The following is a 13,937-nucleotide window of genomic DNA, read 5'->3' on the forward strand; positions in this document are numbered from 1 at the left end:
ATGTTAGTTCCGCTTCCAGGTCTCAGTCACCTGAAAGTACTTCACCTTAGTCCGGTTCCCGCCCAGGAGATAACCCCGAAAATCACGCCGCAAACCCTCCAGACCACCGCGACCCAGCTGACGGTGATCGCCTTGGAAACCGCCTTCGGGATTCGTCCCATCCAGCATCTCAGCCGGAAACGCTATGCCTTCGGGGTCCGCGCGCATGTTACCGCGCGGCAGCATCGGGGAGGGCTGCGGGGTCCGGTGCGGCTGGATTCGCTCCATCTCCGCAGTCCGGACCCCGAAACAGTGGAGGTTTTCGGTAGCGCCACAGTGGCGGCGCATCCCCACGGATTCACCGCCAGCCTGGAAAAGACCGGCCGTCAGCAGTGGCGGATGCGCACCTTCCGGATCATCTAGGCCTGGGTCAGGCTTCGACGGTCTCTTCCTTCGGCGCGAACTGCTTGCGCAGCAGGAAGAGCTGACGGACGGTCTCTTCCTTCATCGCGTCCTTCATGGCGTTGAACATATCGCCGCCCTCCTTCTGATACTCGACCAGCGGATCGCGCTGTGCCATGGCACGCAGGCCGATCCCCTCCTTGAGGTAGTCCATCTCATAGAGGTGCTCACGCCATTTGGTGTCGATCACCGGGAGGATGATCTGACGCTCGATGGCACGCATCTGCTTATCGCCGCCGATGACGGCGACATTCTCGCTGAGCTGGTCAAACTCATTGTGGGCGTCCTTGAACAGGGCGACCTTGAGATCTGCGGCGCTGAGCTCGCCCGGGGTGCCGTACTCCGAGCCGTCGAGAAGCGATTTCCAGGTGAAGGTGGGGCTGTAAAGGCCGTCGAGTGCATTCCACAGCTCATCGAGATTCCAGTCCTCCACATAGCCCACGGCGGTGGCGCCGTCGACATAGGCGGAGATGGTGTCATCGATCATGTGCTGGATGTACTCGCCGATGTCCCGGGACTCGAGGATCTCGCGACGCTCGGCGTAGATGACCTTGCGCTGCTCGTTGAGCACCTCATCGTACTTCAGGACGTTCTTACGCATCTCGAAGTTCTGGTTCTCCACCTGCGCCTGGGCGCCCTTGATGGAGTTGGTGACCATTTTCGCCTCGATCGGCACATCATCGGGGACGTTGAGGCGGTTCATCATGTTCTCCATGGTCTGGCCGACCATGCGGACCATGAGGTCATCGCGCATCGAGAGGTAGAAGCGGGTGGCACCGGGGTCACCCTGGCGGCCCGAACGACCACGCAGCTGGTTATCGATACGACGGGACTCGTGTCGCTCCGTGCCCAGGACATAGAGGCCACCGGAATCGCGGACCTTCTCGGCCCGGTCGGAGGTACGCTGCTTGATCTTCGGGAGTTCCTCATCCCAGGCCGCCTGATAGGCCTCCTCGTCCTCGAAGGGATCCAGGCCACGCTCGCGCAGGGTGATGTCCAGCAGGATGTCCGGGTTGCCGCCCAGCACGATATCGGTACCACGACCGGCCATGTTGGTGGCCACGGTGATATTGCCCGGCAGACCCGCCTTGGCGATGATCTGGGCTTCTTGCTCATGGTGCTTGGCGTTGAGGACATTGTGCTGGATCCCGCGAGACTGCAGCAGCTTGGAGAGGTACTCGGAACGCTCCACGGAGGTGGTACCCACCAGGATCGGCTGGCCAGCCTCGATGCGCTCGGCGATGTCCTCGACCACGGCGGCGAACTTCGCCTCCTGGGTCTTGTAGACCCGGTCGACGAGATCCTCACGCTGGTTCGGACGGTTCGTCGGGATCGGGACCACGTCCAGGCCGTAGATCGAGTGCAGCTCGGCGGCCTCGGTCTCGGCGGTACCGGTCATGCCGGACAGCTTGGTATAGAGGCGGAAGTAGTTCTGCAGGGTGATGGTGGCCAGGGTCTGGTTCTCATTCTTGATCTCCACCCCCTCCTTGGCCTCGATCGCCTGGTGCATGCCCTCGTTGTAGCGGCGACCACCGAGCACCCGGCCGGTGAAGCCGTCGACGATCATGACCTCACCATTGCGGACGATGTAGTCCTTATCGCGCTCGAAGAGCTCCTTGGCCTTGATCGCGTTGTTGAGGTAGCTGACCAGCTGGGAGTTCTCCGGTGCGTAGAGGTTATCGATGCCGAGCTGATCCTCGACGTACTCCACCCCGTCCTCGAGCACACCGACGGTGCGTTTGCGCACGTCCACCTCATAGTGGATGTCCTTGGTCATGCGCGGGGCAATCTGGGAAAATACCGAGAAGAACTTGGAGGAGCCGTCCACCGGACCGGAGATGATCAACGGGGTACGCGCCTCATCGATGAGGATGGAGTCAACCTCATCCACCACCGCGAAGTGATGGCCGCGCTGCACCAGATCACGCAGGTTACGGGCCATGTTGTCACGCAGGTAATCAAAGCCGAGTTCATTGTTGGTGCCATAGGTGATATCGGCGGCATAGGCGCGCTTGCGCTCCACCGGGCGCATCTCGGAGAGGATCACCCCGACCTCGAGGCCGAGCCAGCGGTGGACACGACCCATCATCTCGGCGTCACGCTTGGCCAGGTAATCATTGACCGTGACCACGTGGACGCCCTTACCTTCAAGCGCGTTGAGGTAGGCCGGCAGCACCGAGGTCAGGGTCTTTCCCTCACCGGTGCGCATCTCGGCGACATTGCCGAAGTGCAGCGCCGTGCCGCCCATGATCTGCACCAGGTAGTGCTTCTGGCCGAGCACCCGCCAGGAAGCTTCACGGGCGGTGGCGAAGGCTTCCAGGAAAATGTCGTCGACGGAAGCGCCCGCGTTGAGGCGCTTCTTGAACTCTTCGGTCTTGGCCTTGAGTTCATCATCACTGAGCGCGGCGTAATCGTCTTCGAGGGCGATGACCTCGTCAGCGATCTTGCGAAGACGCTTGACGGTGCGCCCCTCACCGGCCCGAAGGAGCTTGGACAATCCAAACACTATGCAGTCGTCCTTAATATGTATCCGACATCTTCTCTGGGAAGACTCCTGGGAAGAAACCTGGTCTTCGCGAACATTCTACGCACTCGGCGGAAAATGCAACTGAACCGCTCCCAACGGGAACGGTTCAGTGTGCAAAATCACGAACTACTCAGCAGCGAGGGCAATCAGACCGTAGTCGAAAGCGTGGCGGCGGTATACCACCGACGGACGGCTGGTCTCCTCATCCATGAAGAGGTAGAAATCATGGCCGACCAGCTCCATCTCGGAGAGTGCATCATCCACGGACATCGGCTGGGCCGGGTGCTCCTTGGTACGCACGATCTGACCGGGGACGACGTCCTCCACCGTATCGGCGTAGGGATCAGCCGCATACTGATTATCAGCGCGCGCAGCCTCGGCCTCATGGGCCAGCTCTGCGGCGAGCTCACCGGCACCCGAGGGGGCGCGGTGACCGGAACGGGAGATGGATCGACGTGCCTTCACCTTGCGCAGGGAGCGCTCCAGCTTGGCCAGTGCGGTTTCCAGGGCAGCGTAGAAGCTGTCCTCCTTGGCCTCAGCCCGGGCGATGTGGCCCTTGCCGGTTGCGGTGATCTGGAGACGATCGCTGGCGTCTGCACGGCGCGGGTTCGGCTCGTGCTGCAGCTCCACGTGGAAGAAGGTCAGGGTGGGATCGAGTCGCTCGATCTTGGCCAGCTTTGAATTGACGCGTTCCGCGAAGTGCTCCGGAATCTCAACATTTCGGCCGGTGATGGACACCTGGGTATCCGGGCTCAGGACATTGTTCTCAGCAGGTGTAGTCACTTGCTTCTCCTCCGTGTCGACGGGACTGTCTGTCCCCCTAGTGTACATCCGGTCATAACCTGATGATCAATTAGAGGTAACTTTCATGCAGCCGCAAAAGTGAGCGCCGCCACAACTGGCACCCGCGCGGAAAACAGCACCTCAGCTGAAGCTGCAATTGTCGCCCCCGTGGTCAGCACATCATCAACCAGGAGAACCGCACCGACGGGGGTGGCGGCCAACTCCACCCTGCCGGCCAGGTTCTGTCGCCGGGAGCGCGCATCAAGGCCCGCAGAATCCCGCACCCGCCCGTGATGCAGTGCGATGACGGTGGGCAGGCCACTGGCCCGGCAGCAGTCAGCGACGGGATCCCCGCCACGCAGCCGCGCATTGGCGCGTTTCGTCGGGGCCGGCACCAGCGTCAGCTGATCAGGCAGCTCTCCCCTGGCCTGGAGCGTCTCGACGCCCGAGCGGATCACCGCACCCAGGTAGCCCCGCACCGCGCGGTTAGCGCGCTCCTTCATCGCCACGATCACGCGGCGCCGCCGGTCGTCATAAACCCCCAGCGCAAAGGCGGGCACATGCGTATCGACGCCCGTGAACACCCGCTGCGGCGGGCGTCGAAAAGCATCCCGGCAGACCAGACAGAGCACCATGCCGGGCTCACCGCAGGCGGTGCAGCGACGCGGCAGGAGAAGCTCCATGGCTAATTGGCCACGACCGGGGCGGAACGCATGCCCTGCAGCCCCGGCACCTCACGCCAGAAGGCAGATTCATTGCCACTGACCGGCAGCTGCAGCACCGCCTGGGAATCAGTGAGGTAGATGGTGCTGGGCGAGGCCGCCACCGAGACCACCGGGGCGGTGATATTGCCTGAGGGCAGCGAGGACACCGCCGAGCCGTCCTTCTCCACCCGCCAGATCGGCGACTCCGGGCTGGAGGTGCCCACCAGGATGGAACCATCCGGCTGCCAGTCCAGGGCCAGGGCGGAACCCGCCAACTGGGGGGCCACCTCCTGCACATTGACGATCCGCCGATCGCCGGTGCCGGGGCGGTTGACCACACCGGTGTAGACGCGGCCATCGATGATCATCGCCACGCGGGCACCGTTGTGGGAGAGCCGCAACACCGAGATATCACCGGCGATGCTCCCCAGCGCAGCGGTGTTGACCTCGGTCTGCACCACCTCCCCGGTGGTTGAGGAACGCACGACCCGGATCACCCGATCCCCATTGACCACCACCCAGACTGCGGCATGATCATGTTCGAAGGTCGGCCGGGTGATCGTGTTGCCGCGCAGCACCTCCTGCAGCTGTGCATCCACCCCGCCCAGGGCCAGCACGGAATCCTCGCCCTGGCGGCGGACGATCGCCGCTGTCCGCTCCGAGGTGATGTCGGCGGACTCGATATCGCGGAGTTCACCCAGCTCGCCCTCCACCGGACTGGTCTGGTTCGAGGTGACCCGCAGCAGGGACCCCTGATTCAGGGCGTAGAGCGGGGCGATGGCGCCGACCTCGGAGCGCGGATTGAACTCCGCGAAATCATCGGTGCTCAGCTGGGGAAATTCCTCGCTGATCGGCAGGCCGTCCACCTCCACGGCATAGGGGCCGGGAATATTGGCCATCGCCAGGGTCCACACCAACTGGGTCGCGAAATTCAGCCGCTCGGAGGAATCCAGTTCCGCGAGGCCGGAGAACTGGTACACCCCGTCCTGCACCCCGTTAAAGGTGGCCGAGGTTGGCAACCCGAAACTCACCGCCGGGGCGATATTGGCGCTGGGTCCCTCCATCATCAGCGAGATCAGGGCGGTGTCCAAGGATTCATGGCCGGCGAATACCCAGCGACGATCCGCCACCAGCACCCGGCCGTCCGGATCGAAATAGTACAGGTCCTGCGGCTGATACTGATTGCGCAACTCAGTGCGCTCCAGCACCACGCCCTCCGGCAGCGAGGAGATCCGCCACTCCCCGGCCACCTGCTCCATCTCGATATGAGCCTCGTAGACCCCATTCTCCACCTGGTAGGAGCCCCCCTCCGCGAGCTGGCCGATCACATTGCCGCGGACCGCGAACGTACGTTGCGCCGCGGTGGACCCCGCCTGGGTGATCAGATCCACGCGGTCCACGATCAGGGTAGAGGCCCGTGGTTTCCAGAGCTGGTTCGCGTCCTCGGTGAGGAAGGACCGGGCCGCCTCATAGTCCATCGCCGGGCGGGCCGAAGCGGTATAGAAATCACGCAGCAGCAGGTCAGGCTCCGCCCCCGGCTGCGGTTCGATATCGCTTCCCCCCTCGTCCACCGGGGCAAAGGAACGTAGTGCCTGGGGCTCAGTATCCGAGGGCAGGGAGGTGCAGCCGACCGTCAGTACGGCGGTGGACAAGACCGCCAGCAGGGTGGTCAGGGACTTCTTCACTGGGTCTCCTCTTCTACGTTGAGCGCCAACTGCGGGGCCTGTAGTTCCAACGGCACCTCGGTGTAGGGAGTTCCGGGTTCCCGCGGGATGGTCAGCCGGAACTGCGAACCCACCCCGAAGTTGCCCGCGGCATTCAGCTCACCGCCGTGCAGCAGGGCGTCCTCGCGGGCGATCGCCAGGCCCAGACCGGTGCCGCCGGAGTGCCGCACGCGTGAGGCATCGGCCCGCCAGAAGCGGTTGAACACCAGATCCTCCTGGCCCGGCTTGAGGCCCACCCCGTGGTCGGTGACCGTAATGGAGACAGCCTCCTCATTGACACCCAGGTCCACGTCCACCGGGTTGCCCTCGGAGTGGTCGATGGCGTTGGCCAGCAGGTTGCGCAGCACCCGCTCGATGCGGCGGGAATCGCCGGTGAGGTAGATCGCCTCCTCGGGCAGGTGCAGGTTGACCGGCACGTTGAGCTCCTTGGCCAGGTGTTCCACCTGCTGCCAGGCCGCGGTGACGCAGGTGCGCACATCCAGCCGGGTCGCGGCGAGATCAGCCACCCCGGCATCGTGCCGGGAGATCTCCAGGAGATCGGTCAGCAGCGATTCGAAACGATCCAGCTCGCGGGTCATCAGTTCGGTGGCGCGCTTAGTGTGCGGTTCAAAGTCATCGGCGCCAGCGGCGATCATGTCCGCCGCCATCCGTACCGTGGTCAGTGGGGTGCGAAGTTCATGGGAGACATCGGAGGTGAACTGGCGTTGCAGGTCACTATATTCCTCGAGCTGGTGGATCTGTTTGGACAGGGACTCCGCCATGGCGTTGAAACTCATCGCCAGCCGGGCCATCTCATCTTCGCCGTCGACCACCATGCGCTCGCGCAGATGGCCGGCAGCCAGACGTTGGGCGATCCGGCTGGCCGAGCGTACCGGGGCGGTGATCTGTTGGACCATCAGCCAGGCAATGCCGACCAGCAGCACCACCACGACCACCCCGGCCGCGGAGAGCAGGCCGCGCATCAACGCCATGGTGGCTTCATCGGACTCCATGGACAGCACCAGATAGACCTGCAGATTCGGGATATCAGAATCCGTCGGAGTGCCGATGACCAGCGCGTTATAGGTCGAACCATCGGAACGGTTCACGGTGGCGAATTGATAGGACACCTGCCCCTGACTGACGAAGTGCATCAGCCGGGTGGGAATCTGGTACCCCTCCGGGGAGGCGGTGGTGGAACCGTCATGGCCGACCACCATCAACACCGGTTCATAGGTCGCTGAGGCCTGATTGGAGCTCAGGTTGGTCAGCGCAGCTCTGGCGGCATTGATCCGCACCTGGGTGGAGGTGTTCGAACCGGTGGCGTCGATCTGCTGCTCCACCGCCACCCGGGCGCGGTTGATCTCCGAGTCGGCGATATCGAGTTTGGCATCGACCAGCCGCTGCGCGACCAGGCTGATCATGGTCATCGCGAGGATGATCATGACCACTGCGGCGGCGACGAAGATGGATCCGATGACCCGCAGTTGAAGCGAGGTGCGCCACTGCTCCGAGATGCGGGTCTGAATCCGTTTCAGTCGTTCAAGAATGACAAGTCCCTTAGTTGAGCAATCCAGTCTTGTATCCTACACCGCGAACGGTGAGCACGATCTGCGGGTTCTCGGGATCCTTCTCGATCTTGGCGCGCAGTCGCTGCACGTGAACATTGACCAGCCGGGTGTCGGAGGCATGGCGGTAGCCCCACACCTTCTCCAGCAGTTCCTCACGGCTGAATACCTGGCGCGGCTTGCGGGCCAGCTCCAGCAGCAGATCAAACTCCAGCGGAGTCAGCGGGATCTCTTCCTCACCGCGCTTGACGGTGTGTTCGGGAACATCGATGGTCAGATCGCCGACCTCGATAACCTCCGAGGGTGCGGCATCCGTACGGCGCAGGCGGGCCCGGATCCGGGCCACCAGCTCCTTCGGCTTGAAGGGCTTGGTGATGTAGTCATCTGCACCGGACTCCAGGCCGAGGACCACATCCACGGTGTCGGTCTTCGCGGTGAGCATGACGATCGGCACGGTGGAGTCCTGCCGGATGATGCGGCAGATATCCACCCCGTTCATGCCCGGCAGCATGAGGTCGAGCAGGATCAGATCCGGCTGTTCCCGCAGGGCGGTTTCCACAGCTTCATTACCGTCCATGACCGCGATGGCTTGGAAACCCTCGGCTTCCAGGACGATGGTGAGCATTTCAGAGATCGCGGGGTCGTCATCGACGACGAGAATCTTGGCGGACATGAGTCTCCTACCTCTTCAGAGTGATTGCTTGAAGAATATCCGTCTGGTCGGCTGAAATCAGCCATTCGCCCGCCCAGTTCTCCTCGGCGAGCTTCACATATGCCTCATAGGTGCGCTGTTGCAGCCCGCCATCGCGTTCATAGCGGTCCCGCGCCCGGCTGGCGTCGGCCGCTTCCCGGGACTGCGCGCGTTGCGACGCCGTCTCCGGCGAGGTGGCCAACAACACCTGCAGGTCGGGCTTGGGCAGGCCCAGACGGTTGAACTCCAGGTCATAGATCCACCCGATCACCGATTCATCACCGGTGCGGGCATAAGAATAAGCCGCGTTGGAGGCGACATAGCGGTCCAGGATCAACAGCTCGGAGGAGTCGACGAATCGCTCCAGGGTCGGCAGAGCACCCTGCCGGTCCAGGGCGAAGAGGGTGGCCATGGCGTAGGCGGAATCGGTGAGATCCCCCATCCGGCCATGCAGTGCCTCCGCCGCCAACTGAGCGTGGATGGACTCCGCATAACGCGGGAAGCCCAGAGTTTCCGCCCCGGTCTCAGCTTGAATGGCCCGGACCAGGGTGTTCTTTCCGGCGCCGTCGATTCCTTCGATGCAGATGATCATCAGTAGCGGTAGTGCTCCGGCTTGAAGGGGCCGGCGACGTCGACACCGATGTACGCGGCCTGCTCCTTGGTCAGTTCGGTGAGCTCGCCACCGAGGGCCTCCACATGGATGCGGGCGACCTTCTCGTCCAGGACCTTGGGCAAACGGTAGACCTCGTTGTCATACTTGTCCGGGTTCTGGAAGAGCTCGATCTGCGCGATGGTCTGGTCCGCGAAGGAGGTGGACATCACGAAGGAGGGGTGGCCGGTGGCGTTGCCCAGGTTCAGCAGACGCCCCTCGGAAAGCACGATGATGGAGTTTCCGTTGGGCAGGGTGAACTCATCGACCTGCGGCTTGATGTTCACCCGGGTGACATCATCGCGGTGCAGGAGGGAAGCCATATCGATCTCGTTATCGAAGTGGCCGATATTGCCCAGCACGGCGTGGTCCTTCATGTTCAGCATGTCATCGAAGTTGATGATGCCGAAGTTGCCGGTGGCCGTGATGACGATGTCAGCGTCGGCGATCCCGTTCTCGACGGTGACCACCGAGAAGCCGTCCATCAGTGCCTGCAGGGCATTGATCGGGTCAGCCTCGGTGACCTTCACGCGGGCGCCCTGGCCCTTGAACGCTTCAGCAGAACCCTTGCCCACATCACCGTAGCCACAGACCAGGACGTTCTTGCCGCCGATGAGCATGTCCGTGCCGCGGTTGATGCCGTCGATCAGGGAATGGCGGGTGCCGTACTTGTTGTCGAACTTGGACTTGGTGACGGCGTCGTTGACGTTCATCGCCGGGAAGGGCAGCACACCCTCCTCAGCGAAGTGGTACAGGCGGTGGACACCGGTGGTGGTCTCCTCGGTGACACCCTGCACGGCCTCAGCGATGCGGGTCCACTTCTGGTTGTCCTCTTCGAGGGTGGCACGCAGCATGCCCAGGAACGCCTGGTGCTCATCAGAGTCGCCCTCTTCCACCGGCGGCACGACACCGGCCCGCTCATAGTCACGGCCGCGGATAACGGCCATGGTGGCATCGCCGCCGTCATCCAGGATCATGTTGGGCTCGATGCCCTCGCCCCAGGAGAAGATCTGCTTGGCGCACTCCCAGTATTCCGCCAGGGTCTCCCCCTTCCAGGCGAAGACCGGAACCCCCTGCGGATCCTCCGGGGTGCCCTGGCCGACCACGATGGCGGCAGCGGCCTCATCCTGGGTGGAGAAGATATTGCAGGAAGCCCATCTAACTTCAGCACCGAGACTGGTCAAGGTCTCGATGAGCACAGCGGTCTGGACCGTCATGTGGATGGAACCGGCGATGCGGGCCCCCTTGAGCGGCTGTTCCTCGCCGTACTCACGACGCAACTCCATCAGGCCCGGCATCTCATGCTCAGCGAGCCGGATCTGGTGGCGACCGGCCTCAGCGAGGCTGAGATCCGCGACCTTGAAATCAGTGACCTTGGTCATATGGGGTGACATCTCCTGTCATAGTGCAATTGGCGATAACCACACCCACTGTACCGAGGTACCCGAGAACCTCTGCGCAAAGATCACGGAGAGGTCACTAAATCTGTTGAAGGGGTTTAAGTGAGCGCCTCCAGGTAGACCTCGAGGTCCTCCTCGGTGTCCGCATTTTCCAGCAGTTCGCCGGCCACCTCGTTGAGCTTTTCCGAGCCGCTGCCGATCAACTCCCGCAGGAAGGGGTAGGTGTCGGCGACATCAGCGGCGGAAAAAGGCGCACCCGCCCAGATCGCTGCGATGGTGGCGGCCGCCAGGCCGTTGAGCTGCTCATCTTCAGTTACGCCGGCAGGCTGCACCGCCAGCAGGCAGGCATCCTTGACGGCCTGGACAATGTCTTCATCGTCCAGTGCCGCCAATTCATCAAGGAAGTCCACATTGACTTCCTCAGCGAAAATCGCGATGTCCCAAGCACCCATAATCTCTCCTCTAGTTTGGTCCTCGAATGGATTTAAGCTATCGCTAATCACAGCGATCTGCTATGTTATCGAGTTGTTACCAATGACCGTAACGGTGAAAGGGTCAGAGATTGCAAGCTGAGACTCGAAGAGTCCTGATTTTCATGGGCGTCGGCCTATTGGTCGCCGCCGCAATCGGCTTCAGCGTCTGGCGCGCCAGCGTGCCTACGACCCTTTCCGCTACCGATACTGCCATGACCACCACCTCCGGTTCCACAGCAACCGGGGGAACCTCCGTGCCGCTGCCCCGCGAGGTCACCCCGGAGACCCCTGCGGAACAGAAACCGCAGGAAGCGGCCTCGGTCCAGATGGATGATCCCTATCTGGCGCCGAACGCCCATATCCCGAGCATGGCAACCACGGTCACCCCCACGCAGACTTTCCGGCCGGCGAACCCCTTCGAAACCACCCCGGAATCCTCGCTGCTGAGCACCAGTGAGACCAGTATTCCGCCGACTTCCGGGGAACCGGTGCCCAGCACACTGGTGTCCAGTGAGCCGGCGCAGCCGAGCGAGAGTTCGGTTACCTCCCCGACGGTGCCGATAGCTCCCCCGGAGACCACCTCAGAGCCCGTGCCCTCCAGCACTGCGACCACCCCGACCCCGGTACCCCCGGCGCAGACCTTGACCACCCAGGAGCCCACCACTGCACCGAGCGAGCCCCCGACGCCGAGTGAAACCGCTGAAGTCCAGGAACCGGTAGAGCCTGCGGAGCCGACAGAGCCTGCGGAGCCAGCAGAGCCTGAAAACGTCGAAACCCCGGAGATCACGCTGACCCCCGAGGCTGCTGTTCCGGCAGGACCGACGCTGCCCTGGAGCTCCTGGCGCCTGCCCTTCTTCAGCTAGCGCTGCCCGCGCTAGCCCTTGGCGAGGAAGAGCTCTCCCCCACCGTTAACGGTGACCGCTGGATCACTGGCAGGGATCCAGGCGGCCTCCCCCGGGCCCAGCTCAATCGAGCCCAGCTGGAGCTTCCCTGCGGTACACAGCGCGATAGCCGGGCCATCATGGTCAACCATGAACCCCTCCGCCGCCGGCACCCGGGTCAGGTGGAATTCCGTCGCCGGGACCGGATAATATCCCTCCTCCGGGATCACCAGCGGATCCGCCAGGGAGTTGAAGTCCAACACCCGGACCAGTTCCGGGACGTCCACGTACTTTGAGGTCAACCCACCACGGAGCACATTGTCGGAATTGGCCATGATCTCCACACCCATCCCCCGGATATAGGCGTGCAACTGACCAGCATCCAGGTAGATCGCCTCACCCGGACGCAGATGAAGGTGATTGAGCAGCAACGCCCCGAGCACCCCGATATCACCGGGATAACGCTCATTGAGGTCAAAGACATTGCGCAGGGTCTGACCGATCCAGTCCACCCGGCCACGGTGCGGCTGGAGGCTCTCGATGATCGCGTCGATCAACGCCCCACGGGTCTTGCCCGGAATGGTGATCCAGGTGGTGAACAGGGCCCGCAGGTTGGATTCCTCTTCCGCGGGATCCTCGTCCAGCATCGTCCGGTAGTGGTCCAACTCCGGGCAGTTCAGGGCATCAAATAGCAGCTTGGTGCGGTGCAGTGGGCGGAAACCCGCCATCGCATCGAAATCCGTGAGCGCGACGATCAGTTCCGGCTTATGGTTGCGGTCCTTATAATCGCGGTGCGGGGCGGTCAGCGCAACGCCCTCAGCATCCTCCCGGGCGAAACCCTCACGGGCCTGCTCCTCGGAGGGGTGCGCCTGCAGGGACAGCGGTTCATCCGCGGCCAGCAGCTTGAGCAGGAAGGGCAGGGTCTCACCGTGTTCCTCGAGCACCCGCTGCCCCAGGGCCGCAGCTGGGTCGGCCGCGATGATCTCGGTCAGCGGGGTGCCCGCAATCGTCGAGGGATCCCCCGGGTGGGCGCCGAACCACAGTTCCGCCTCGGGACGCTCGGACGGGACCTTGGCCCCCCGCAGCGCGGGGATCAGCGAGCGGGATCCCCAGGGATAAGCCCGGATAATTCCGGTGAGTTGGTGCATCTAAAAGTCCTCCCGGCCATTCAGGTACGTCGTCGCGGCATAACCGCGGGTGATCAGGGCCAACGCCTCAGCCAGGGGGCCGGGTGTCTCCTCGGTGCAGTTCTGCACCGAAGCGGCGGGTATACCCTGCAGGTCCGCCGCCCAAACAACAACCTTTAATGGTATCACCCGGGTGGGCTCATCTAGAAAAGGATCATGGAAAAGATCCGCTTCGGGTGCCGGGGCATCGGCCAGTGCCCCAGGCAGCTCCGCCACATCGACCGCTGTGGCGGGCAGTCCCTTCACGGTCCAGAGTGCGGCGACGACCTCGGCGATAGCCTGGTTTCCGGTGTGCAGGATCCGGGCACCCTCAACATGCTCCCGTAACTGGCGGCCCGGGTTGATGCTCAGATCACGCTCCGGAGAAAGATTCTCCGCCTCGGCGTCAAGCACATCTGCGGTGGTGAGCAACCGCTGAACGATCAGGTCCGGGTCCTCCTCCAGCAGGTCAAGGACCGTGGCGACGGCCGCGATGGTCCGGGCCGGCGAAGGCCCCAGGGCGGTGGGCAGCACCGGGAACTTCACGGTGCCGCGCGGGGCCTCCTCAGCCACCGGGCCCGCGGCACCCACCAGGATGCTCACCGCGCCACGGGCATCAGCTGCCGCCAGCGCACGGTGCGCCTCGACGCTGTTGCCGTCCCCGACGACCACGAGCACATCCAGTGCGCCGAAAAAGTTCGGCAGGGAGGCAGTCACCAGGAAGGGATGGCGCAGCGGGCAACGAAGCGTGCCGACGGCCTGCGCCGCCACCCGGGAAACCTGATCAGTGGCCACCACGACCACCGAGCGCGGCTGCATCAGATGAAGCTGATCCAACTGACCTGATGACACCACCCCGGCGGCAGAGCGCACCTGGGCGCCCTCATGGGCAACATCGAAGAATCGGATCTGCTCCGCATCATGCGGCTGATGGTATGTCTCGGTCATGCC

Annotated in this window: 13 protein-coding genes; 2 read left to right on the forward strand and 11 right to left on the reverse strand. The window is 63.4% G+C overall.

Annotation, left to right across the window (positions count from 1 at the left end; genetic code table 11):
* On the forward strand, nucleotides 1–402 hold the full coding sequence (locus ACTU46_RS13685; protein WP_443382637.1) for an Rv3235 family protein: 402 nt from the start codon (nucleotides 1–3) through the stop codon (nucleotides 400–402).
* 7 nt (nucleotides 403–409) lie between these two features.
* Here the strand turns inward: ACTU46_RS13685 and secA are convergent, their stop codons facing one another.
* The 9 genes from secA to ACTU46_RS13730 all read right to left on the reverse strand — a co-directional run bounded on the left by secA (nucleotide 410) and on the right by ACTU46_RS13730 (nucleotide 10,918).
* Nucleotides 410–2,947 carry a preprotein translocase subunit SecA gene (secA, locus tag ACTU46_RS13690; RefSeq protein ID WP_443382640.1) on the reverse strand — a complete coding sequence of 846 codons (2,538 nt, stop codon included), beginning with the start codon at nucleotides 2,945–2,947 and terminating at the stop codon, nucleotides 410–412.
* A 147-nt stretch (nucleotides 2,948–3,094) separates the two neighbouring features.
* The gene (hpf, locus tag ACTU46_RS13695; RefSeq protein ID WP_443382643.1) at nucleotides 3,095–3,751 is read right to left on the reverse strand and encodes a ribosome hibernation-promoting factor, HPF/YfiA family; all 657 of its coding nucleotides are present in this window, start codon (nucleotides 3,749–3,751) and stop codon (nucleotides 3,095–3,097) included.
* Nucleotides 3,752–3,834: 83 nt separating this feature from the next.
* Entirely contained in the window at nucleotides 3,835–4,434 is a 600-nt protein-coding gene (locus tag ACTU46_RS13700; RefSeq protein ID WP_443382646.1) for a ComF family protein, read from the reverse strand.
* 2 nt (nucleotides 4,435–4,436) lie between these two features.
* The gene (gene lpqB, locus ACTU46_RS13705) at nucleotides 4,437–6,140 is read right to left on the reverse strand and encodes an MtrAB system accessory lipoprotein LpqB (protein ID WP_443382649.1); all 1,704 of its coding nucleotides are present in this window, start codon (nucleotides 6,138–6,140) and stop codon (nucleotides 4,437–4,439) included.
* Nucleotides 6,137–7,687 carry an MtrAB system histidine kinase MtrB gene (gene mtrB / locus ACTU46_RS13710; protein WP_443382707.1) on the reverse strand — a complete coding sequence of 517 codons (1,551 nt, stop codon included), beginning with the start codon at nucleotides 7,685–7,687 and terminating at the stop codon, nucleotides 6,137–6,139. The genes lpqB and mtrB overlap by 4 nt, the downstream gene beginning before the upstream one ends.
* A gap of 31 nt (nucleotides 7,688–7,718) precedes the next feature.
* Nucleotides 7,719–8,399 (reverse strand): MtrAB system response regulator MtrA, encoded by a 681-nt coding sequence (gene mtrA / locus ACTU46_RS13715; RefSeq protein ID WP_443382652.1) that lies wholly within the window; start codon nucleotides 8,397–8,399, stop codon nucleotides 7,719–7,721.
* A 7-nt stretch (nucleotides 8,400–8,406) separates the two neighbouring features.
* Nucleotides 8,407–9,009 carry a dTMP kinase gene (locus tag ACTU46_RS13720; protein ID WP_443382655.1) on the reverse strand — a complete coding sequence of 201 codons (603 nt, stop codon included), beginning with the start codon at nucleotides 9,007–9,009 and terminating at the stop codon, nucleotides 8,407–8,409.
* Nucleotides 9,009–10,448, reverse strand: coding sequence for an adenosylhomocysteinase (gene ahcY, locus ACTU46_RS13725; RefSeq protein ID WP_443382658.1), 1,440 nt, complete (start codon nucleotides 10,446–10,448; stop codon nucleotides 9,009–9,011). The genes ACTU46_RS13720 and ahcY overlap by 1 nt, the downstream gene beginning before the upstream one ends.
* A 116-nt stretch (nucleotides 10,449–10,564) precedes the next feature.
* Nucleotides 10,565–10,918: a DUF4259 domain-containing protein gene (locus ACTU46_RS13730; RefSeq protein ID WP_443382661.1), complete on the reverse strand. Its 354-nt coding sequence runs from the start codon at nucleotides 10,916–10,918 to the stop codon at nucleotides 10,565–10,567.
* A gap of 143 nt (nucleotides 10,919–11,061) precedes the next feature.
* On the opposite strand from ACTU46_RS13730, the gene ACTU46_RS13735 reads away from it, so the two are divergent.
* Nucleotides 11,062–11,802, forward strand: a complete 741-nt coding sequence (locus ACTU46_RS13735; RefSeq protein ID WP_443382664.1) for a hypothetical protein — start codon at nucleotides 11,062–11,064, stop codon at nucleotides 11,800–11,802.
* An 11-nt stretch (nucleotides 11,803–11,813) separates the two neighbouring features.
* Here the strand turns inward: ACTU46_RS13735 and manA are convergent, their stop codons facing one another.
* Nucleotides 11,814–12,968, reverse strand: a complete 1,155-nt coding sequence (gene manA / locus ACTU46_RS13740; protein ID WP_443382666.1) for a mannose-6-phosphate isomerase, class I — start codon at nucleotides 12,966–12,968, stop codon at nucleotides 11,814–11,816.
* On the reverse strand, nucleotides 12,969–13,934 hold the full coding sequence (locus tag ACTU46_RS13745; RefSeq protein ID WP_443382669.1) for a hypothetical protein: 966 nt from the start codon (nucleotides 13,932–13,934) through the stop codon (nucleotides 12,969–12,971). It abuts the gene before it with no gap.
* Nucleotides 13,935–13,937: the final 3 nt, after the last annotated feature.

This window comes from Corynebacterium sp. A21 (genome assembly GCF_052266655.1).
Taxonomy (GTDB): Bacteria; Actinomycetota; Actinomycetes; order Mycobacteriales; family Mycobacteriaceae; genus Corynebacterium.